This is a genomic window from Streptomyces sp. NPDC001493 (assembly GCF_053597235.1).
This window is the reverse complement of sequence record NZ_JBSFHV010000001.1, coordinates 283,355-305,149: the sequence shown is the minus strand read 5'-3', so window position 1 is coordinate 305,149 and position 21,795 is coordinate 283,355. Positions and strand designations below refer to the sequence as shown.

Genomic DNA, 21,795 nt, shown 5'->3' with positions numbered 1-21,795 from the left:
TCAGCCCGTCGGCACCAGGTTGGCACCCGGTCCGGTCGATTGGTCATCGCCCGGTTCATGTCTGCCCCTTGAGGTCCCGAACTGCTACAAGGAGCCAATCATGTCGGCGGCTCGGGCTACAGTCCCTGGTAGGTCGATGATATGTGTGACGTATCGTCGAAGAACCAGGTGATCGACATTCAGGAGCCACGTAAGTGCAGGTCGGGCAGGGGTGCGTTGCCGTGTCGGCAGCCGAGGGGGTGCCGTCGTGACGACAGGCAATTCGGAGTGGAACCCAGACGCGGGGTTGGTCCGTGAGATCGACACCCTCTTCGGTCGGGCGATCGATGCGTATCGCGCGAATCCGAACCTGATAACGGAGCACGCCAACCACGAGGAGTCCATCCGGGTCGGCGGCTATTCCAACCGCACGCTTCTGGAGTTGGTGCAGAACGCGGCCGACGCGATGTCGGATGCAGACGGCCGCGAAGAAGGGGCAGGGCGCGTCGAGATCGTCCTCGACCTCGACCGGCGGACCTTGTACTGCGCCAACGCCGGCCGTCCGTTCTCGGAGAGCGGTCTCACCGCCATCGCCCACGCCCATCTGAGCGGCAAGAGGGGCGACGAGATCGGGCGCTTCGGTCTCGGGTTCAAGTCGGTGCTCGCCGTCACCCAGGCCCCCCAGGTCTTCAGCCGGTCGATCTCCTTCGGGTTCAATTCCGCCGAGGCGAAGGCCGCAATCGCATCGGTCGGGTCGACCTCCCAGAGGTTCCCGATCCTCAGGACCGCGACGCGTGTCAATGCCGCCGCGGAGTTCGCCGAGGATCCGGTTCTGGCCGAACTCGCCGAGTGGGCAACGACGGTCGTCAAGCTGCCGCAGGTGTCGAAGCCGGAGCACCTCAAGGCGGAGATCGAGCAATTCCGCTCCGAGTTCCTCCTCTTCGTCAACGCGGTGCGCGAGGTTCGACTCCGGGTGATCGGGGCGGAGCAACGCTTCGTGACGAGCCACGTGTCGCGCGACCTGGGCGACGGCAGGTTCCGGATCGAGCGTCCGGCGGGCGACGCCGAGGACTGGCACGTCGTGAACCGGATGCATTCACCCAGCGCCGAGGCGAGGGCCGAGGTCGGTGAGGCGGTGTCCCGTGACCGGGTGAAGGTCACGGTCGCCCTACCGGCGCGCTTCGCCCAGCTCAAGAAGGGCGAGTTCTGGTCGTACTTCCCACTTCAGGACAAAACGTCCGCGTCCGCCCTGTTCAACGCTCCTTGGAGCGTCAACGACGACCGCACGACGCTCCTCGACAACGTCTACAACCGCGACATGCTCGTGGCCCTGTCCGAGATGTTCGTCGACATGCTGCCGAGGGTCTCGTCCGCCGACGACCCCGCCTCACACCTGGAATACATGCCGGCGCGTGGTCGTGAAACCAACTCGTACGGTGACGAGATCCTCTGTGCCCACGTCCCGCTGATCGGATCCCGGAGGGCTCTGGTCCCGGACGCGACCGGCACCATGCACCTGCCACAGGACCTCCGCCCGCTCGACTTCACCGTCAGCGTCGTGTCCGAGCACGAGCACGAGGAATGGATCAAGTCGCCGCACACCGACGACGACGTTCCCCACTGGCGTTGCTACGCCAACAACCAGCGTATGGCCCGCCTGCGGCAGCTCCACGTCCACAGCCTCTCCTCCTTCTCCGACGGGCGTCCCCGGGACGAGTCGAAGGCGCTGGAGAGACTCCCCAAGCGGGGTGTGCTCTCGTGGCTGCGCGAATGGGCCGACGGCCCCGACCTGAACTCCGCCGCAAGGGCGCTCTCCTTCGTCCTGCAGAACCCCAAGGTCCAGGACATCAGGGCCGCGAAGGTGATCCCGACGACCAGCGGGATGCGGTCCGTCGAGGACCACAGCGAGGTCTTCCTCAAGCGTGTGGACGACGTCGACATCGAAGGGGCCGCCTTCGTCCACCCGGGTTTCCTGGCCATCCCGGGCATTGAGAGGAATCTCCGCGAGAAGGCGGGGTTCCGGGACCTGGATCCTCTCGCGATCCTCCGGGCCAGGCTGGCCAAACTGTCGCGGGCTTCGAACGACGAGGAACTGTCGAAGTTCTGGAACGCGGTGGACGACGTGCCCGTCCCCCTTGCCCGGAAGCTCGTGTCGGCGGACACCACGGGTCGCATCAAGGTACCGACGCGGGACGGCGGCTGGGCCCTGCCCCTGCACGTGCTGGACATCGACGGGCTCGGCGACGGCCTTCCCGATCGACTGTTGGACCGGGCCCGATGCACTGCTCAGGTCGCGCACGAGGCAGGGGTCGTCCACGCTCCGCGGTCCAAGTACTCGATCGAGGACGAGATCCACTTCGACGCGTATCGCCAGTACGTGACGGACGAGCTCAATCGGAGGCTCGGGCCCGGAGAACGTCCCGTCGAGCGCATCGACTTCGACAGGAACGAAAGCCCAGGCCCGTTCTCCGTGCTCCTCATGCTGGAGGAGGCCGGTGCCCCCGCCCACGTCCGTGAGGCATGGACGACCCAACTGCTCGGGTTCGACGAGGGAACCGCCTGGACTTGCGAGGACCTCGACACCAGACAGCCCCGCCACGTCATCTCCCCGGTGCGGTGGGCGGTGGATCGCGCAGGGCTGCTGAAGTCGACTCGTGGTCATCTGCCTCCCCAGCGGGTCGTGTCCGCGTCGCTCGTCGAGTTCGAGGCGCTGCTTCCCCTCTTCCGCGGACCGCGCGCCGTCGAGGACGCACTGGATCTACCGAAGGAGCTGGACGAGGTTCCGGCCGAGGTGCTGCGCGAAGCACTCGGTGCGGCCGGGTTGATCCCGTCGCAGGTCAAGGACTCCACGCTGACGGCGTTCGTCCTCGCTGCTGGCAGGATCGCGTTCCCGGACGGACATCCGAAGCTCGTGCCGGCCCGGGTGGGGCGCGGCATCGAGGCAAAGAGCCCCGACACGGTGTATCTGGCGACAACGGACGAGGAATTCGCGTACCTCAGTTCGAAGCACATGGCATACCTCAGGGCGGACCAGGCTCAGGCGGGCCCACTCGTCGACGCCGTCGGATGCCGATGTTTCGAGGACAGCTTCTCCTTCTCCGTGGAGGTCGAGGGCCGACAGGAGGGGGAGCTGGTCAACGACCTCTACACCGGACTCCGTTCGATGTTCGTCGCGGACAGCGTGCTCAACACCACCGTGGCGAAGGCCGTCCACATCGCGAAGCGAGTGACCACCGAGGACGGGGTCGAGGACAACTCCCTCGAATGGCACATGGACGGACCGACGCTCGTGGTCCGCGCGGACCACGACGAGCGGCGTGTCCTCGAGATCCTCAACGAGGCTTTCGACCTGAGGCTGTCGAACGCCGAACTGGGCAACGTCCTCCAGGCAGGCCTCGACCAACGCCTGGAGGAACAGCGGCAGACCGCGCGTGCCTCCTCCAACGACCCAGAGCGTCTGGAGGTGTTCTTCGGCGACGACACATTGAGGGAGAACCTTCCGAAGGGACTCTGGCAGGCACTGGAGGAGCAGGGCCTGGTGGACCGGACGACGTCCGTGGCAGAGCTCTTCCTGACCGTCTACGGCAGTGACTCGATCAAGCTCCTGGCGGACCAGTTCCGCCAGGAGGGCTACTCGGACGTTCCCACCACCTGGGCGGGTGGAGCCCCGACGATCGCCTGGCTCCGCAAAATGGGATTCGGCGCGGAGTACGCCCGACGGCGGAACCAGCCAAAGGACGACGAGTTCGTCGTCCCCGGTGCCGTCAAGCTCAACCCCCTGCACCCCTTCCAGAAGAGCATCAGTCGCCAGTTGCGGGATGTCCTGACGCTCCGGGAAGCGAACGGCAACTCGCTGAAGGGCCTGGTCGAGCTCCCGACGGGAGCGGGGAAGACCCGCGTGGCCAGTGAGACCGTACTGCAGCTGTTCGTCGAGGGCCGCATGAGCGGAACGGTGCTCTGGATCGCCCAGTCGGTCGAGTTGTGCGAGCAGGCGGTGCAGACGTTTACCACGGTGTGGCGCGGGCTCGGCGACGAACGGCCGTTGACGATCGGCCGGCTCTGGGAGAACAACGTCGTCCATGAGCCGGACACCGAGTGCAGCGTGATCGTGGCCACCGACGCCAAGCTCGAGGCGGTCGTCAAGGCCCCCGATGCCTACGACTGGCTGAGCCGGGCGTCGGCCGTCTTCATCGACGAGGCCCACCGTGCCGGTGGTTCGAAGCGGTACACGCAGATCCTGAAGTGGCTGGGTGTCGACGGCCGCAGCTGGGAGCGTCCGCTCGTGGGCCTCACCGCGACCCCCTTCAAGGGCAGGATCGATGACAGCGAGCAGACGAAGGAGCTGGTGGCCCGCTTCGGTCGCCGCAAGATTCCCTCCCAGAGCATCACCTACGAGGAGCTGTCGAGGCTCGGCGTCCTCGCCCGGGTCCGACACGACGTCCTACCGGGCATGAACATCACCCTGAAGCCGGAAGAGCTTGCGCACGTGCAGTCGAAGGGCAAGTTGGAGCCCCAGGTACTCGACCGCATCGGCCGGGACCAGGCACGGATGAAGGCGCTCGTGGAGCACATTCTGAGCCAGGACCCCTCGTGGCCCATCCTCGTGTTCACTCCGAGCGTCCTGTCCGCCCAGGTTCTTGCCGCGACCCTTCGCTGTCGAGACGTCGAGGCCGAGGCGGTCAGCGGGCAGACCGGACGGCAGGCACGCCGTGAGGTCATCGAGAGGTTCAAGAAGGGCGAGGTCCGGGTCCTGGCCAACTGCGATCTCTTGGTCCAGGGCTTCGACGCGCCCGGGGTCAAGGCCCTCTACATCGCGCGACCGACCTTCAGTCCCAGCGCGTACATCCAGATGGCCGGCCGCGGACTGCGCGGATCGGCGAACGGCGGCAAGGACGAGTGCCTGATCGTGGATGTCGCCGACAACTTCGGGGCGGTCAACGACTTCCTCGGCTACCGCGCGTACGAAGACCTCTGGCTGGAGCGTGAAGCGTGATCCTGATTCCGGACCTCTCCGACATCGAGGCAACCACCACCAGCAACGCCGAGCGTCGGGTGGCGCGCTTGCTCCAGGCGGTCGACGGCCCGTCGAACGCGGTCGCCTTCCACTCCGTCAAGCTGCGAAGCCATGCCGTCAAACAGCAAGGCGAGGCGGACTTCGTCGTCCTGTGGGACGGCGTCGTGATTCTCATCGAGGTCAAGGGCGGAGGCGTCAGGAAGCACGACGGCGTCTGGTACAGCGTCGACCGTCACGGTGACTGGAAGAAGCTGCGCGAGTCCCCGATGGACCAGGCCCAATCGGCGATGTACGCCCTGCGGGACATCCTCCAGGAGGAACGGGTCGGCTGGTTCGCGACCGAGGCCGTCGCTGTCACGCCCGACATCGACGCCCCTCCGCCTGCCGTCGAGTGGAAGGGCAATCACTGGTGGGCCAAGGACCGCATGAGCGTCGCCGGTCTGACGGAGGCATTCAAGGGCGTTGCGGCGGAGGCCAGGTCCGCCCCTCGCGGGGTCAGGGTCGCGCGGGCGGAGAGCCTACGGGCACGCCTCTTCGGGGAGTTCACGAGGATGCCCGTCATCGACGCGCAGCGTGGCGCCGTCATCGAGGAGCAGAACCGGGCCACCGAGGGACAGGCCCGCGTGCTGGCCGCGCTGTCGCGCAACCAGAGGATGCTGGTCTTCGGTGGTGCGGGGACCGGTAAGTCCCTGGTGCTGGCGGAGGCGGCGAAACAGGAGACGGGCGAGGGGAAATCGGTCCTCATCACCTTTCATTCCCCCTCCCTGGTCGACTTCTTCAGGCCCCGCATCGCGGAACGAAACATCGACCTCCTGCCGTTCGCCGAACTGGCCGGTGGCAAGCAGTACGACGCCGTCTTCGTCGACGAGGCACAGGACCTCATGAACGCCGCCGGCATGGACGCGTTGGACGGCGTGATCCGCGGAGGCCGCTCGGGCGGCCGGTGGCGAATGTTCCTCGACCCCAACAATCAGGCACGCGTGGACGGCGAGTTCGATCCCGACGTCTGCGAACTGATTCGGGAAGAGGCCCTGCAGTACGACCTCGACCGGAACGTGCGCAACACGCGGGCGATCGTCCACGTGGTGCAAGAGTACTTGGGCGCCGACATCGGCGATCCCGGCATCGTCCACGGTGACCGTGTGCAGTGGCGGTGGTCCGACGGCGCGGCCAACGTAGCGGCAGCCGAGAGCGTAGCCCGAGACCTCGTGGCGAACGGGGCGCGCCGCGAGGACATCTGGATCATCAGCGTGTCCTCGGATGCCGAGCCCCGAAGGAACAAGGGCGGATTCCTGGTGACGAGCCCCCGATTCGCCAAGGGGCTGGAAGCGGAGCACGTCATCGTGTGCGACCTCCCCGAGGAGTACGACGACCGGGCAACGGCGGCGTTCTACGTGGCCGTGACCAGGGCGCGGGTCACACTCCATGTGGTCGCCTCGGAGGAGGACAAGGGCCGCCTCCAGGATCTGGTGCGGAAGCAGGTCGGGAAGTGAGGCTCACCGCAGCCCAGCAGGAGGCGCTGAAGCACCTGCGAGCGTCCTACGTGGGCCCCGAAGAGGGTAACGAGGAGGTCACGGCGAATCTCCCCCACCGGCAGTACGCCGTCGGCATGCTGTTCCCGAGCGAGGCCGTAGCGGACGCGGCACCGGACGGAGGGGGTACGGGCGAAGAGCTTCCCGCCGATGTCGCCGAGGGTGACGTCGAGGAGGACGGCGCCGGTGTGCCCCTGGCGGAGGACTGGCGACCGTCCTCTGTCGCCGTGTCCTTCGTGACCGACGGCGACTCCGTGCGCGTCGAGTTCTCCGGCGGCACGTACGCGCCCGTCGAAGGAGACGGCCCACCGAGATGGCGTCGCAGTCCGTTCAGCGTGGACGAGCTCGTTCTCCACAAGGGAGAAGGGCCCGCACGGCTGGCCATGGGACAGGTTCCCGTGGAGGTCGGATCGCGCTGGCGCGACTTGCGGGGTGACCACTTGGTCACTGTCCACGTCCGCGTCCTGACCGAGAGCACAGGAGAGGAACGGCTCGACGTCGCCCGGATCCTGTTCCAGGTCCGGCTCGCCGTCGCTCCCTCCGCAGGCGCTCAGATCCTCGAGTACGACATGACGCGCCCGTTCGAGAGCGACACCGAGACCACCGAGCTGCGCCTGCGCTACCGCGATAGGAAGGTCTACGCGGTCGGGCACGGCATGGCGGCGGACTGGGAGTTCGAGGCGGGTCGTTGTACCAGGGTCTTCCTCGATCCCGTGCCTGCCTTCGTCGTCCCTGGCGTCGAGACGACGGGCTTCGACGATGGGACGGCCGAGGCTGAGGCCCTGGAGCTGGGGCACCTCCAGCGGATCGACACCGATCCCCATGTGGTGGTGCGGTCGTTGGATGCCTTCGTCGACGCCTTCTCCGGCTGGGCCGTCGAGCAGATGGAGCGAGCGGAGGCCTTCCCCGAAGACACGATGGTGGCCATCCGGATCGCCAAGCGTTCGCAGGACGCGGTCGACAGGATGAGGGAGGGTGTGAACCTCCTGCGGGCTGCCGAACAGGGGGACCTGCGAACGGCTTTCTCGCTCGCCATGGCCGCCATGCGTCTGCAGATCCGGCAGGCGTCGATCAACAGCGGAAAGTCGGAGGAGGAGGAGCCGCGATGGCGCCCGTTCCAGCTTGGCTTCCTTCTCGTCTCGTTGGCCTCCACCGTCGACCCTACACACCCGCACAGGGACCATGTCGACCTCATCTGGTTCCCGACCGGTGGTGGCAAGACCGAGGCGTACCTCGGTTTGGCCGCGATCGAGATCTTTCATCGGCGGCTCGCCCATGGAGTGGCCGGGGGAGGCACCGCCGTGCTCACCCGCTACACTCTACGGCTGCTGACCGCTCAGCAGTTCCAGCGTGCCGCGTCCTTGGTGTGCGCGATGGAACTGCTACGGGCGGCCGACGGCCGTGCCAAGGGGATGGTGCCGTTCTCGATCGGGCTCTGGGTGGGCAACGAGGTCACCCCCGGCACCCGCAAGGACGCTCAGGACTCGCTCGACCGCCTGTTGAAGGCGGCACGTCCCGAAGACGCCAATGAATTCCAGGTCGAGAGCTGCCCTTGGTGCATGACTCCACTGGTGCCACCCGGCAAGAGCAACAAGCCGCAGGACTACGGCATGCGCCGAGTGGGTCCAGATGTCGTCATTCACTGCGTCGATGCGTCCTGTGCCTTCGGTGACGAACTTCCGCTCACGGTCATCGACGAGGTGCTGTTCGACGAGCCACCCACGATCCTCCTGGCGACCGTGGACAAGTTCGCGCGACTGCAGTTCGTGCCCGAAGCGGGAAAGCTCCTCGGACTCGGGACCACCTTCAAGCAGCCGTCGATGGTCATCCAGGACGAGCTGCACCTGCTCTCGGGGCCGCTCGGCACCACCGTCGCCGTCTTCGACGCCGTTATCCAGCTGCTGATCACCCGATCGGGCACCGCCCCCAAGATCATCGCGTCGACGGCCACCATTCGTGCCTCCGAGGAGCAGGTACGGGGGCTCTACGGTCGGGAGGTCGCCCTGTATCCGCCGTCAGGTCTCGACGACGACCGCACCTTCTTCTCCCGGCCGGTGGAGAGCGGGGAAGGACGTCTCTACGTCGGTCTGATGCCGCAGTCGGTCTCTCAGCCGTCGGCCGTCATCTCCGCCGTCACCCCATTGGTGGAGATGCCGGAGGCCCTCGCCACCCGCGCCCCGTTCGCCGCGGACCGGGACGCGTATTGGACGCTTGTCATGTATCACAACAGCCTCCGTGAGCTGGGCCGGACGGGGACGCTGGTCGTCGACGACGTCAACGGTCGTCTCGAGCCCCGCGCCGAGCGCCTTGGTTTCCCCTTGCGTCCTGTCAGGGCGGGCAAGGTGCTGGAGCTGACGAGCCGTCGCGGAGCCGAGGAACTGCCGAGGGACCTCCGCGCTCTCCGTATCAAGGCCGACGAGTCCTCGGACGCCGTCGACGTGGTCCTTTCCTCGAACATGCTGTCCGTCGGTATCGACATCCCGAGGCTCGCCCTGATGCTCATGGTGGGCCAGCCGAAGACCACCGCCGAGTACATCCAGGCAACCAGTCGCGTCGGTCGCGGAGAGACCCGAGGGATCGTCGTGACCCTCTTCCGGTCGAGCCGGGCCCGCGACCGGTCCCATTTCGAAACTTTCCGCGGCTACCACGAGGCGCTCTACCGCAGCGTGGAGCCCACGAGCGTAACGCCGTGGTCGTTGGCTTCACGCGAGCGTTCTCTCGCCGGTGCGCTCGTCGTGTTGCTGAGGCAGTCGTTCACCCCGCTCGCCGGAAACGACTGCGCGGGCCGGTTCGACCTGCAGGACGACAGGCTCCGCGAGGCGGTCGAACGACTCGTCGAGCAGTTCCTCGGGTACGTGACGCGCGCCGACGCACTCGAATGGGAGGAGACGAGCGACGCCGTCTGGAGCCACCTCCGGGACTGGGACCGCAGGGCTTCACACGCGCGCGAGGCCAAGGAGCCCTTGTACTACGAGCGCCCGACGAAGGAACAGCAGGGGCTGTTGAAGGCGTTCGGTCAGCCCGGTGAGGGGTGGTCCGTCGGGAACTCGATGAGGTCCGTCGAGCCCAACGTCGCGGTCGAAGTACAGGAACCACAGGAGGAGGTGCACCGTGGAGAAGATCAAGCATGACCTGCGGCTGTCCGAGACGATCTCGCCCTTCGGTGTCGGATCGATCGTCGACGTCCGGGGCGAGTCCCTCATGGCCCCGGACACCTCTTGGTGGGACAAACGGTCCGCCCGGGAGATCAGCTGCGAGCGGCTGATGGCCCGGCTCGGAGCCGGCATCCTCAAGCAACCACCGACGCATACGAACCGTGCGGGCAAGAACACCCCGACACTCCCCTACTGGCGGTTCCCCGCCTGGCGGTTCTGCGAGCGCTGCGACAAGCTCTCCAAGCTGACGGGCAAGAAGCTGGGCAAGTGGAGCAACACGTGCGACTGCGGTGGCCTGCTGGTGCCGATGCGCTACGTCGCCGTCTGCGAGAAGGGCAGCCACGTCCAGGACGTCAACTGGGTCCAGTGGGTGCACCGCGGCCGGGCGGCAGGCCTCGACGAAGCGATCCGCTTCTGCCATGACTACAAGTCGCTCAGGTTCAGGAAGCTGGCGAACCGCGGTGAAGGCCTCACCTCGCTGGTGGTCAAGTGCCATGGCTGCGGCAACTCCCGCAGCCTGGCGGAACTCGTCTCGAAGGGCGCCCTGCAGCGAGACGGCATCCGTTGCGCGGGCCGACAGCCCTGGGAACCGGAGGGAGCGGTCAAGGAACCTTGCCCGCACCCGCTGACCGCCGTCCAGCGGGGTGCCACGGGAAACTACATCGCTGTGAGGATCTCAGCTCTCGACATTCCCGAGGAACGTCCGCAGGCCGTCGAGGCGACGGACAGGATCCGCAGTCACGTCTTCTTCGAGAAGGTCGTCACGGACAACGGTGGACCGCAGGCGGAGATGGTGGCGGGGTGGATCGCGGCCGAGCTCGGAGTGACCCCGGAGACCGTACTCGCCGTGGCAGCGGGAGAGGAGGTCGGTGCCGACGAGATGCTGCTCGACCTCAAGGACGGGGAGTGGGCGGCGTTCTTGAAGAAGCTCGGGGGCGGGCGCGACCTCACGGGCAGCGACTTCGTCGTCGACGCGCGCAGCCTCGAAGGCATCGCGGGACCGCGACATCTCCTTGACGGGATCAGCGGCATCGGGCAGGTACGTCGAGTCCGCGAGGTCCGTGCCCTCCGCGGATTCCGACGTCACGATGCGGACGCTGCCATGATCAACGCGGATCTTGGTCCCGACCAGTGGCGCCGGCCCACCTACCCCGCGATCGAGCTGTTCGGAGAAGGTATCTTCCTGCGCTTCGACGAGGAGAGGCTGGCCGCGTGGGAGGCACAGCCGGAGGTGCAGGCGCGCGCCGGCATCCTCAAGAAGCGGAGGACCGACTCGTCATGGGCCGACCGACTCGACGTGCCGGAGCCCAGGTACGTCGCCCTACACACGCTGGCGCACCTACTCATCCGTCGGTTGGCGTTCGCGAGCGGCTACGCGTCCGCCGCGCTGCAGGAGCGGATCTACGCGAACTCCGATCGTACGGACAGGACCGCCGGGATCCTGATCTACACCGCGGGAGGGGATGCGCAGGGGACCTTGGGGGGACTCGTCAGGCTCGGGGAACCCGACAAGCTGATCCCCCTGCTGGTATCAGCTCTGGACGACGCGGATTTCTGTTCCAACGACCCCGTGTGCATCGAAAGCGACCGACAGGGATCATCCCAGCTGAACCTCTCAGCCTGCCACGGTTGCTCGCTGGTGAGCGAGACCTCCTGCGAGACCGGGAATCGGCTGCTGGATCGCCAACTGGTACTGGGCGGAAGCGATGTGAGGGGACTGCTGGACGGCGTTCTGGCTGAGGTCCGGCGGGGCGTGGGTGACGACTCTTGAATTGGCGTCGCCATACGGTCGCCCACCTCACTGCCGGCTCAACCAAATCCATGACCCGATGAACAGCAGCGGGATGATTGTTCCTGCGCAGCCGTCGGCGTGCCACACAGCGATAGTCGGGGCGTCCCAAGCAGGGAAGGGGATTCGTGACACTTCAGAACGTCGTCACCTGCGGACGAATGCGGGCGTAACGTTCACTGAGCCCTTTCCAACCTCACGCTGACGCTTGGTGAAGGACAAGAACGGCCTGGACGATCGCGGTGATGCGGTTGGTGCTGCAGGGCCTCTCCCCCGCGGGTCAGGAGAAGGCGACGACCCCGATACCGAGTACGAGCCAGACGACGAAGAAGAGGAGTGCCGGAGTCACGACGACCAGCGCGCGGAAGCGCCCGGACCGAGCGGATTCCAGGTGGTCCTCCAACTCGACAACGCCGGGGGCCTCGGGGTCGTAGACGACGGTGACGCTGTCGCGCGGGGCGACGCTCGTGAAATTCGTGGCGTAGGAGTCCGCCTCGCGCGTGGTTCCGTCGGGCAGTGTGTAGGAGAACCGCACCGACACCTCGTCGTCGTGCCAGGAGAGACCTTCGCACACACCCACGGTGCGGACGCCCGAGGCGATGAGCCGTCGGGCGGTGCGGTGGCCGCGGAGGACGTGGACGGCGACGGCTCCGAACAATGCGCAGAGGGCCGCCGGCAGGACCAGGCAGAACAGAACGACGCCCATCGTGTGATTCTCGCTTTCCGTCGCGCCTCTTCCGACGCGCCCGGCAGGGTGCGGCGATCCATCGTGGTGAACAGAGTCGGCGAGCGCCCTGGGTCTGCCGGACTTCGGCGGTCGGCCCGCTCGTCGGCGGAGCTCGGCGGCGACAGCGTCGCCGGTGAGCTGGGGGGTCTGGTGGTGGTCGCGGATCCGCGAGCTGTCGGGGCACGTCGATCTGTCTCGCCTTCCGCGAGAGCGCGAGAGCCTCGGGCAACGGTTTCCGGTGCCCGCGGACTCTATGGTGCGAGGAGGTGAGCCATGAGAGACACGGTAGGAGCAGCAGCAGACGCCGGTGAGCGTTCCGAGGATTTCCAGGCGTTCGTCGTGGGGCGGTGGTCCCGGCTGATGCGGACCGCGTATCTGCTGACAGGAGAGCAGTACGCGGCGGAAGACCTCGTGCAGGGCTGTCTGGAGCGAACATTCGTCGCGTGGCGCAAGGTGTCGCAGGCCCGGGATCCGGACGCCTACGTGCGACGCATCATGGTCAACACACATGCGCGCAAGTACCGCAGGGGACTCAAGGAGTTCCTGTCACGAGGTGACGACCCCGGGCTCGGACACGGTCTGCCGGATCGCGGCGACGACATGGCACAGGCCGTCGAGCGATCCGACCTGATCGCCGCACTGGCTCAACTGCCGCTGCGACAAAGGGAAGCCGTCGTGCTGCGGTACTGGGAGGACCTGAGCGAAACGCAGACCGCCGCCGCGATGGGGTGCTCGGTGGGCACCGTGAAGAGCAACGCGGCCAGAGGGATCACCCGGCTCCGGTCGGCCATCGGGCCGACCCACACCAGCACGGACACAACTCACCTGGTGCACGAAGGGCGGATGTCATGACGGATACAGGCACCGATATCTCCAAGCTGCTCGCCGACGCCGCGCAAGGCGTCCGGATCGGGCACGCACCCGTCGAAGCGATCGTCGTGGGCGGCAGGCGGCGCAGGAGCAGGCGCCGGGCATCCGGGGCGGTCGTCGTCGCGCTCGCCGTGGTGTGCACGGCCGGGATTCTGACGTCGGTCTCCGCACGCGTGGGCTCCGGGGCGATGTCGGTCGCCGCGGAACCGGACGCGGTGCCCCGGCCCAGCACGGAGGTCATCGCGAGTGGGCGGCTCGACGGGAAGCCCTGGACCCTGAGCGTCGACGTGTGGAAGCGGGCCGCCGACGCCGAAGAGGCGGGTCGCGTGTGGGATGCGATGGAGGAGGCCGAATACCCGGACCCACGGCGTGCGGGCGGTGCAGGGGGTCCTCAACTCGTGCACACGGGCTGGTTCTTCGCCAACCTGAAAGTCGGAGAGCGGAGCTCGTTCGTGGATGACGGAGCGCTGACCGGAGCCGGGGACCGCAGGGTCGAGACCAGCTGGGGCAAGCTCGCCCCGACCGGTTCCGGCTGGTTCGTCTTCGGGCGGACCGCTCCCGGAGTCCACGCCGTCACGTGCACCTGGGACGACGGGCGCAAGGCCGCACCTCAGCTGCGGACGGCCGCCGGAACCGACAGGCGGTTCTTCGCGATCGAGGCCCCGGCCCCGAAACCGACCGCCGGACAGCCCCGGTGCACGGCGGCGGACTGACCTGACCGCAAGGCGGAGGAGGGAGTCGACGCGGAGCGTCGGCGACCGACGACAACGCCGCGAGGTGCGGCACCCGGGCACGCGAGCCCGGCATGATCCAAGCGAAGGGCCCAGGTGGACCCCGTGCCACGGAACACCGTTCTCGCGCCAGGGGGTCCGCCGTAGGGAATCCGGGTCAGGGGCGGCCGGCGACGAACCAGCGGGCGGGGAGTTCGACCGGGGAGCCGGTGGGGCGGGTCTCACTCATGGTGAGGGCGGTGGTGCCTTCGCCGAGGATGGTGAGCCCCGCTGCCCGCAGCAGGGCGGCGACTTCACCCTCGGCGACTTCGCCCGGGCGCAGGTCGTGTTCGATGACCCGGCGCAGTTTGGCGGAAGGGCCGCCGGGCTGAGCGGCGACTGCGGCGATGACGGCCTTGGCCCGACCTGTCGGCTCCAGGATCAGGGCCCTGCCGTGCGCGCCGACCAGCCGGGCGATGGCGGCGGCTACCGCGGGGCGGTCCTCGGGGTCGCTCTGGTGCAGGACGGCCCGCATGTAGACGTTGGTGTCGCCGAGGCGCTCGTGGAGCGTGCCGGTTTGCACCGGGTCGGCGAGGTTGAGTTGCTCGTACGTCGCGGCTCCGCCCGGATCGGTCCGGCGGGCGTGGGCGATGGCGGCGGCGGAGAGGTCGACGCCGACGGCGAGGGTGAAGCGGGTGGCGAGGAAGCGGGTCTGGGTGCCGTTGCCGCACCCGAGGTCGGCGACCGGCAGGGTCGGGTCGGCGTACGGGGTGAGGTGTTCGAGGTCGCGCAGCGCCGTCAAGGCCGGATCCGCGTCCCAGAATGGTTCGCCCTGCTCGCCGGAGCTCTGCTCCCAGAAGCCTTCCCACGCGGTGCGGTAACGGTCGGATACGGTCATGGAATCTCCTCGCGCTGTGCGGGTGAATCGGTGTGCGGACGGATCGGCGGGCGGGCGAATCAGCGTTCGGGCGGTGCGGCATGCGGACGGATCAGCATGCGGGGGCCGTCGGCTTCGACGGCCCCCGGCGGACGCCCCACCAGCCTCCGGGCCGCCCTGGAAGGGTGTTCCGTCCCGGGCGCCGGTGTTGAGGGGCGCCCACCGCCTACAGCCTGGCATGCCCGGCCACCGGGCAGCCGCCTTGACCGAGCCTCGCAGTCCGGGCATGCCGCCGGCCCACGACCGTGCGGGCCGGCGGCGCGGGGTTCACGACCCGTTCACGGCGACCCCGGTGTCCTCGCCGCCGAGGCCGAACAGCCGGTCCCCGCTCCACCACTCCGGCGTCTCGTCGACGACGGGGGTGAGCTCCACCAGCGTCACTTCGTGGCGGCTCAGGACGAGGTCCACGTCGGCGCGCCCTGCGGCGACGGGCACGCTCCCGTGTGAGCGGGCCGGTTCGGCGGCCTCGCGCAGGGCGTCGAGTTGCCGGTTGCCGGGCGCGAGCGGCCGCCCCATCTCGCACCAGGCCGCCCAGGAGTTACCCGCGTCCTCGCTCACGGAGCGGCGCCGGACGAAGGCGGAGTTCGGCGTGTCCGGGGCGCCGACGGGCAGGGACAGCCGGATGGTGTGGCCGTTCACGGGATCGCCGCCGGCCGGGTCGGCCGGCGCCCAGGCCAGCACCGTGACGCGCCCGTCGCCGTGTCGCGTCACCAGGTGGTCCTCGCCCCGGGCGAGGACCTGCTCGCCCATCTCGGCCATGAACGCGTACAGGTGGTAGGTGGGCTTCTCGATCTGTCGGTGCGTCAGCAGCCCGAATCCACCGTGGAACGGTGCGGTGGGGATGCCCACCTCCTCGAACACGTCGCTGAAGGTCCAGTACGAGAAGGAGTCCGCGCAGTCACCTCCGTTCACCAGCACCGGCGCCAGGTACGCCGCGTGGAACGCGGTGTCGTGGATCGGATTGTCCGGCCGGTACGAGGAGTTGAACTCGGTGATGTGCAGGGGCAGGTCAGCGAGACCAGTGCCCGCCAACTGCCGTCGCGGGGCGCCGAACTGCTCCAGCAGCGCCGACGCGGGCATGAGCGTCTGGTGGGCGCCGAACGGCACGGACTGGACGGGGCCGGACGAGTAGGCGTGCCGGCTCACGAAGTCGATCGGCAGGTCGCGGGAGTCGACGAAATCGGCGAAACGCTGGATCCAGCCGTCTTCGTAACCCGGCGCCAGTGAGGGTCCGCCTACCTGGAGTTCGGCGTCGACCTCCTTGACGGCCAGCGAGGTCACCTCGTAGAGGCGGTGGTAGGCGTCCTGGTCCGAGGCCCAGAACGGCACCAGGTTGGGCTCGTTCCACACCTCGATCGGCCACTGACGCACCTGCTCGACGCCGTAGCGGTCGACCAGGTGCCCGATGACGGCGCGGACGAGGTCCATCCACTCCTTCTCGTCGCGAGGAGGAGTGACGTTGCCCTTCCACCAGAACACGGTGTCCTCGCCGGAGGCGAGCCCGGAAGGCATGAAGCCGAGTTCCAGGAAGGGCGCGATGCCCATCTCCAGGTAGGCGTCCACCACTTGGTCGACGTATGTGAAGACGTGACGCACGCGCCGCTCGCCGGCGTAGTCGTAGGGGCGGTGGACGCCCATGCCGTCGCTGAGCAGCCCGTGCCCCCGGATGTACCGGAAACCTATCTCCCGCTGAACGAGGTCGAGCGACTCCTGGTAGTCGCGCCGCAGCGCGAGGTCGAGTCGGCCCGTGCCGACGCACTGACGCCAGGCATCGGAGAGCCGGCCTGTCGGCTGCCGGGGGACGACGATCCGCATGGTGGGGTTCCTTTCCCGTGGTGTGGTGCGGGACGGGCGGGCGGCACGACCGGTCCTCGCTCAATGTGCTGCGCACCGTGGAGAGATGGCGAAAACGGTGTCACCACGTCGAGCCCTCTGCTTGCCGGCCCCCTGCGCCCTCCCGCGTCCTTCCGCGTCCTTCCGGCACGCGATGCCCGGATGACCGCGGCCGAGCGCGTTCCTGATCGTCACGGCACCCGCTCACGCTCGCGCACGACGGCTGCCACGATCGATAACGATCGCGCATCTTGCGAAAACTATCAGTTGCCTCATGTTCATTTCAGACGGTACACCTTGCTCCTGCCTGGCGGACGCCCCATGAGTTTGCGCAAATTAATCGGCAGTTGGACCCCACTGACAACAGATCAGGAGTTCCCACGATGACGAGGAGAACCCGCAGCGCGAGCGCTGCCGCGATCGGCTTGTGCGTCGCACTCGTCGCTGCCGGCTGTGCCGGTGGCGACGACGGCGGCGGCGGTTCGTCCAACGGCCAGGGCACGGTGACTCTCTGGACGAACGCGATGGACGGCCGCGGTGCGCAGTACTGGAAGGACGCCGCGAAGGCGTACCAGGGCCTGCACCCGGACGTCACGATCAAGGTCCAGTCGGTCCAGAACGAGGACCTCGACGGCAAGCTGCAGAACGCGCTCAACTCGAACTCCGCGCCCGGCATCTTCCTCCAGCGCGGTGGCGGCAAGATGCAGGCCATGGCCGAGGCCGGGCAGATCCAGGCACTGGAACTCACCGACACCGACAGGGCGAACGTGGGCGAGGCGGCCCTCGAAGGTGTCTCGCTCGACGGCAAGGTCTACGCGATGCCGCTCGACACACAGCCCGAGGGCATCTATTACAGCAAGGACCTGTTCGAGAAGGCGGGTATCACCTCGCCGCCGACGACGATGGACGAACTCGAGGACGCCGTCGCGAAGCTGAAGGCGATCAAGGTCGCGCCGATCGCGGTCGGTGCCAAGGACGCCTGGCCGGCCGCGCACTGGTACTACAACTTCGTCGTGCGCGAGTGCAGCCAGGAGACGATGCAGAAGGCCGCCAAGTCACTCACGTTCGACGACCCGTGCTGGGGCAGGGCGGGCGAAGACCTGGCCGGACTCCTGAAGGAGGAACCCTTCCAGAAGGGCTTCCTGACGGCGACGTCGCAGCAGGGCGCCGGCTCCTCGGCGGGCATGATCGCCAACCACCGGGCGGCCATGGAGCTCATGGGCAACTGGGAACCCGGTGTGGTCAGGGACCTCACCCCGCAGAAGAAGCCGCTGCCCGACCTCGGATGGTTCCCCTTCCCCGCCGTACCCGGCGGCAAGGGTGACCCGACCGCCATCATGGGCGGCGCCGGCGGATACTCCCTCTCCGAGAACGCGCCGAAGGAGGCCCTTTCCTTCCTCCAGTTCGTCGTGACCAAGGAGCAACAGGAGGCGTACGCCAAGGCGTTCGACACCATCCCGGTGAACAAGGCCGCCCAGGGGGTCGTCACCGAGTCCTACAACATCTCGGCACTGGAGACCTTCAACAAGGCCGCCTACTCCATGCAGTTCCTCGACACCGTGTACGGCCAGAACGTCGGCAACGCCATGAACACCGCCGTCGTGAACCTGATGGCCGGCAAGGGCTCCGCCTCCGACATCGTCGAGGACGTCGAAGCTGCCGCCGAGAAGGGCTGAGTAAGCAGACATGAGCGACACCCTGGGCACTGACACGGCCGACGGCCACCAGTCGCAGGGCACGCACGGTGCCGGGGACGCGGCCACGTCCGTGCCCCCGGCTCCGCCGCGAGCGGCTGCGCACCGCCGGGGCCGTGGCAGGATGCGACTCGAAATCGCGGTCCTCTCCGCACCGGCGGTCATGACCTTCCTGGCGTTCGTGATCTTCCCGGTCGCGCTCGCCGGCTACTACGGCTTCTACCGGTGGAAAGGCTACGGAGCACCCACCGACTGGGTCGGCCTGAACAACTACGAGCTGATCCTCACCGACCCCGCGTTCCACGACGTCCTGTGGCACAACGGCCTGATCCTGGTGCTCTCACTGGTCATCCAGGGTCCGTTGGCGATCGTCCTCGCCCTCCTGCTCAACCAGAAGATCCGCGGCCGCTCGGCCATCCGTGTCCTGGTCTTCGTGCCCTACATCATCTCCGAGATCATCGTCGGCACCGGCTGGGGCCTGATACTCCAGAGCGAGGGAGCCGCCAACGACCTCCTCCACCGGATCGGCCTGGGCTCCCTGGCGGCCGACTGGATCGCCGATCCGGACCTGGCCATCTGGACGCTGACGGCCATCATCACGTGGAAGTACGTCGGTTTCGCGGTGATCCTGATGCTCGCCGGCCTGCAGTCGATCCCCGACGAGATCTTCGAGGCCGCGCGGATCGACGGCGCCTCGTTCTGGCAGATCCAGCGCCGCATCACGCTGCCGCTGCTGGGACCGACGATCCGCATCTGGGCCTTCCTGTCGATCATCGGCTCACTGCAGTTGTTCGATCTCGTCTACATCATCTGGGGACCGTACGTCTCGGGCACGACGGGCACTTCGACCATGGCCGTCTACATGCTCGCCCAGGGCCGCAACGCGGGCAACTACGGGTACGGCAGCGCCGTCGCCGTCGTGATGTTCGTCATCTCGCTCGTCGTCGCGCTGATCTACCAGCGGACCGTCCTACGCCGGGATCTCCGGGGCGCCGTCACCGAAGGGACCCTGTGATGAGCGCGACGAGCGCCACCTCCCGGACCTCCCCCGCGCCGGAGCCGACGGCTCACGCCGGCCGCCGCGACACGTCGCGGAAGTGGGGCGGCCCCGTCACCTACTTCGTCGCGCTGCTCTTCGTCGGCGTCTGCGTCGCGCCCGTGCTCTTCATCGTCATCGGCGGGTTCCGTACCAACGCCCAGATCACCACCGATCCGGCGGCCCTGCCGCACCCCTGGGTGATCGGCAACTACACGGGCATCCTGAAGTCGTCGGTGTTCTGGGGCGAGTTCGCCAACTCGCTGGTGGTCGCGCTCGCCAGCACTCTGGGCATCGTCGCCCTCGGTCTGATGGTCAGCTTCGTGATCGCACGCTACGACTTCAAGCTCAAGGGCGCGCTGTACTCCCTGTTCGCCGCCGGCCTGATGTTCCCCATGGTCATCGCGATCACGCCGCTGTACCTCGTCATCAAGGACCTCGGTCTCGTCGACAACCTGCTCGGTGTGATCGTCCCGCAGATCGCCTTCGGCCTGCCGACGACCGTGATCATCCTCGTTCCGTTCCTCAGAGCCATCCCGAACGAGATCGAGGAGGCCGCCGCGATCGACGGCACGAGCCGGCTCGGATTCTTCTTCCGCATGGTGCTCCCGCTGTCGCTGCCCGGCGTGGTCACCGTCGGCATCCTCGGATTCGTCGGCAGCTGGAACAACTACCTCCTGCCCCTGTACGTCCTCAACGCGCAGGCGAACTACACCCTGCCGCTCGGCGTCCAGGTGTTCTCCTCCCAGTACTCGACGGACACCGCGAAGGTCCTCGCCTTCACCTCACTCGCCATGCTGCCCGCTCTGATCTTCTTCTCGGTCTTCGAGAAGCGCATCGTCGGCGGCCTCACCGGCGCGGTGAAGGGCTGACACCGCCACCAGGCCCCCGCCGGACCGTGCTGGCGGGGGCGGGCCGCTGCCCGGCGGAATCCGCCCGGCCCCGCACCATCCCCGCGAAAGGACCTCCGCATTGCCTCGCGCCCACATCGAACTCGACAGGCAGGCCGTCGTCGCCCCTGTCCGGCGCCGCACCTTCGGCTCATTCGTCGAACATCTCGGCCGCTGCGTGTACACCGGGCTCTACGAGCCCGGTCACCCGAGCGCGAACGAGGACGGGTTCCGCATGGACGTCGTCGAACTCGTCCGGGAACTCGGCAGCACCACCATCCGCTACCCGGGCGGCAACTTCGTCTCCGGTTTCCGCTGGGAGGACTCCGTCGGCCCGCGCGAGAGACGCCCGGTGCGCCGCGACCTCGCCTGGCGTTCGCTCGAAACCAACCAGGTCGGCCTCGACGAGTTCGCCCGATGGCTCAGACTCACCGACTCCGAGCTCATGCTGGCCGTCAACGTGGCCACCCGGGGCATCCTGCCCGCGCTGGACCTGCTCGAGTACGCCAACCACCCCTCCGGCACGGCCCTGTCGGACCTGCGCGTCGCCAACGGCACACCGGAACCGCACAACGTACGCATGTGGTGCCTCGGCAACGAGATGGACGGGCCCTGGCAGACCGGGTTCATGACGGCCGACGACTACGGCAAGCTGGCCGCCCGTACCGCCGCAGCGCTGAAGAGGGCCGACAAGGACCTCGAACTCGTCGTCTGCGGCTCCTCCGGATCCACGATGCCGACGTTCGGCGACTGGGAACGCACCGTGCTGGAGCACAGTTACGACCACGTCGACTACATCTCCTGCCACGCGTACTACCAGGAGCACGACGGCGACCTCGGCTCCTTCCTCGCTTCGGCGACCGACATGGACTACTTCATCGACACCGTCGTGGCGACCGCCGACCACGTGGGGCACAAGAAGCGCTCCACCAAGAAGATCGACGTCTCCTTCGACGAGTGGAACGTCTGGTACCTCAAGGAGCACCAGGAGTCCGACAAGACCCATGACGAATGGCGCCACGCGCCCCGGCTCCTGGAGGACGCCTATTCGGTGGCGGACGCGGTCGTCGTCGGCAACCTGCTGATGACTCTCCTTCGCCGCAGCGACCGCGTCACCTCTGCGTCGCTCGCCCAGCTGGTCAACGTGATCGCCCCGATCATGACCGAACCCGGCGGCCCGGCCTGGCGCCAGACGACGTTCTACCCGTTCTCGATCACGAGCCGGCTGGCCTCGGGCGAGGTGATCCGGCCGCGGATCGAGGCGCCGACGTACGAGACGGCACGCTACGGGGAGGCGTCCGTCGTCGACGCCGTGGCGACGGTGGACGAGGACCGGGCCGCGGTCTTCCTCGTCAACCGTGACCTGGCGGAAGCCGCGCAGGTCACGATCGACGTGCGCGGCCTCGGCTCCACGCGCATCACGGAGGCGGTCACGCTCGCCGACTCGGACGTGTACGCCAAGAACACGCTCGCCCACCAGGACAGGGTGACCCCGGCCGCGAACACCGGCGCGGCACTCGTCGACGGCCTGCTCACCATCGAACTGCCACCGACCTCGTGGACGGCGGTCGCCCTGCGATGAGCGAGGGCATGAAGCGCGTCCAGGAGCCGGCCGCCCACCGGCACACG

13 protein-coding genes are annotated in these 21,795 nt (G+C 67.9%); 10 read left to right on the top strand and 3 right to left on the bottom strand.

Features of this window, described 5'->3' with window-relative positions:
• Nucleotides 1-247 precede the first annotated feature (247 nt).
• Genes ACWCWD_RS01205 through drmB form a run of 4 tightly spaced genes read left to right on the top strand, consistent with a single transcriptional unit; the run spans nt 248 to nt 11,451 of the window.
• Entirely contained in the window at nt 248-4,972 is a 4,725-nt protein-coding gene (locus tag ACWCWD_RS01205) for a sacsin N-terminal ATP-binding-like domain-containing protein (RefSeq protein ID WP_450769242.1), read from the top strand.
• Nucleotides 4,969-6,486, top strand: coding sequence for an NERD domain-containing protein (locus ACWCWD_RS01200; RefSeq protein WP_450769240.1), 1,518 nt, complete (start codon nt 4,969-4,971; stop codon nt 6,484-6,486). The genes ACWCWD_RS01205 and ACWCWD_RS01200 overlap by 4 nt, the downstream gene beginning before the upstream one ends.
• Nucleotides 6,483-9,656, top strand: coding sequence for a helicase-related protein (locus ACWCWD_RS01195; protein ID WP_450769239.1), 3,174 nt, complete (start codon nt 6,483-6,485; stop codon nt 9,654-9,656). The genes ACWCWD_RS01200 and ACWCWD_RS01195 overlap by 4 nt, the downstream gene beginning before the upstream one ends.
• Nucleotides 9,637-11,451, top strand: coding sequence for a DrmB family protein (gene drmB / locus ACWCWD_RS01190; protein ID WP_450769238.1), 1,815 nt, complete (start codon nt 9,637-9,639; stop codon nt 11,449-11,451). The genes ACWCWD_RS01195 and drmB overlap by 20 nt, the downstream gene beginning before the upstream one ends.
• Before the next feature lie 298 nt (nt 11,452-11,749).
• Here drmB and ACWCWD_RS01185 read toward each other — a convergent pair whose 3' ends face one another.
• Nucleotides 11,750-12,175, bottom strand: a complete 426-nt coding sequence (locus ACWCWD_RS01185; RefSeq protein ID WP_450769237.1) for a hypothetical protein — start codon at nt 12,173-12,175, stop codon at nt 11,750-11,752.
• A 294-nt stretch (nt 12,176-12,469) separates the two neighbouring features.
• Here ACWCWD_RS01185 and ACWCWD_RS01180 point away from each other — a divergent pair, with 294 nt between their 5' ends.
• Together ACWCWD_RS01180 and ACWCWD_RS01175 are read left to right on the top strand one after the other, a co-directional pair.
• The gene (locus ACWCWD_RS01180; RefSeq protein ID WP_450769235.1) at nt 12,470-13,048 is read left to right on the top strand and encodes a SigE family RNA polymerase sigma factor; all 579 of its coding nucleotides are present in this window, start codon (nt 12,470-12,472) and stop codon (nt 13,046-13,048) included.
• The gene (locus tag ACWCWD_RS01175; protein WP_450769233.1) at nt 13,045-13,779 is read left to right on the top strand and encodes a hypothetical protein; all 735 of its coding nucleotides are present in this window, start codon (nt 13,045-13,047) and stop codon (nt 13,777-13,779) included. The genes ACWCWD_RS01180 and ACWCWD_RS01175 overlap by 4 nt, the downstream gene beginning before the upstream one ends.
• Before the next feature lie 175 nt (nt 13,780-13,954).
• Here ACWCWD_RS01175 and ACWCWD_RS01170 read toward each other — a convergent pair whose 3' ends face one another.
• Both ACWCWD_RS01170 and ACWCWD_RS01165 read right to left on the bottom strand, forming a co-directional pair.
• Nucleotides 13,955-14,674, bottom strand: a complete 720-nt coding sequence (locus ACWCWD_RS01170) for a class I SAM-dependent methyltransferase (RefSeq protein WP_450769231.1) — start codon at nt 14,672-14,674, stop codon at nt 13,955-13,957.
• Between the two features lie 306 nt (nt 14,675-14,980).
• Nucleotides 14,981-16,528 (bottom strand): GH39 family glycosyl hydrolase, encoded by a 1,548-nt coding sequence (locus tag ACWCWD_RS01165; RefSeq protein ID WP_450769229.1) that lies wholly within the window; start codon nt 16,526-16,528, stop codon nt 14,981-14,983.
• Between the two features lie 401 nt (nt 16,529-16,929).
• Here ACWCWD_RS01165 and ACWCWD_RS01160 point away from each other — a divergent pair, with 401 nt between their 5' ends.
• The 4 genes from ACWCWD_RS01160 to arfA all read left to right on the top strand — a co-directional run bounded on the left by ACWCWD_RS01160 (nt 16,930) and on the right by arfA (nt 21,748).
• The gene (locus ACWCWD_RS01160; RefSeq protein ID WP_450769228.1) at nt 16,930-18,222 is read left to right on the top strand and encodes an extracellular solute-binding protein; all 1,293 of its coding nucleotides are present in this window, start codon (nt 16,930-16,932) and stop codon (nt 18,220-18,222) included.
• Nucleotides 18,223-18,232: 10 nt separating this feature from the next.
• Entirely contained in the window at nt 18,233-19,255 is a 1,023-nt protein-coding gene (locus ACWCWD_RS01155; protein WP_450769226.1) for a carbohydrate ABC transporter permease, read from the top strand.
• Nucleotides 19,255-20,148, top strand: coding sequence for a carbohydrate ABC transporter permease (locus ACWCWD_RS01150; protein ID WP_450769224.1), 894 nt, complete (start codon nt 19,255-19,257; stop codon nt 20,146-20,148). Before ACWCWD_RS01155 ends, ACWCWD_RS01150 begins: the two co-directional genes overlap by 1 nt.
• A 100-nt stretch (nt 20,149-20,248) precedes the next feature.
• Entirely contained in the window at nt 20,249-21,748 is a 1,500-nt protein-coding gene (arfA, locus tag ACWCWD_RS01145) for an arabinosylfuranosidase ArfA (RefSeq protein ID WP_450769223.1), read from the top strand.
• Nucleotides 21,749-21,795 lie beyond the last annotated feature (47 nt).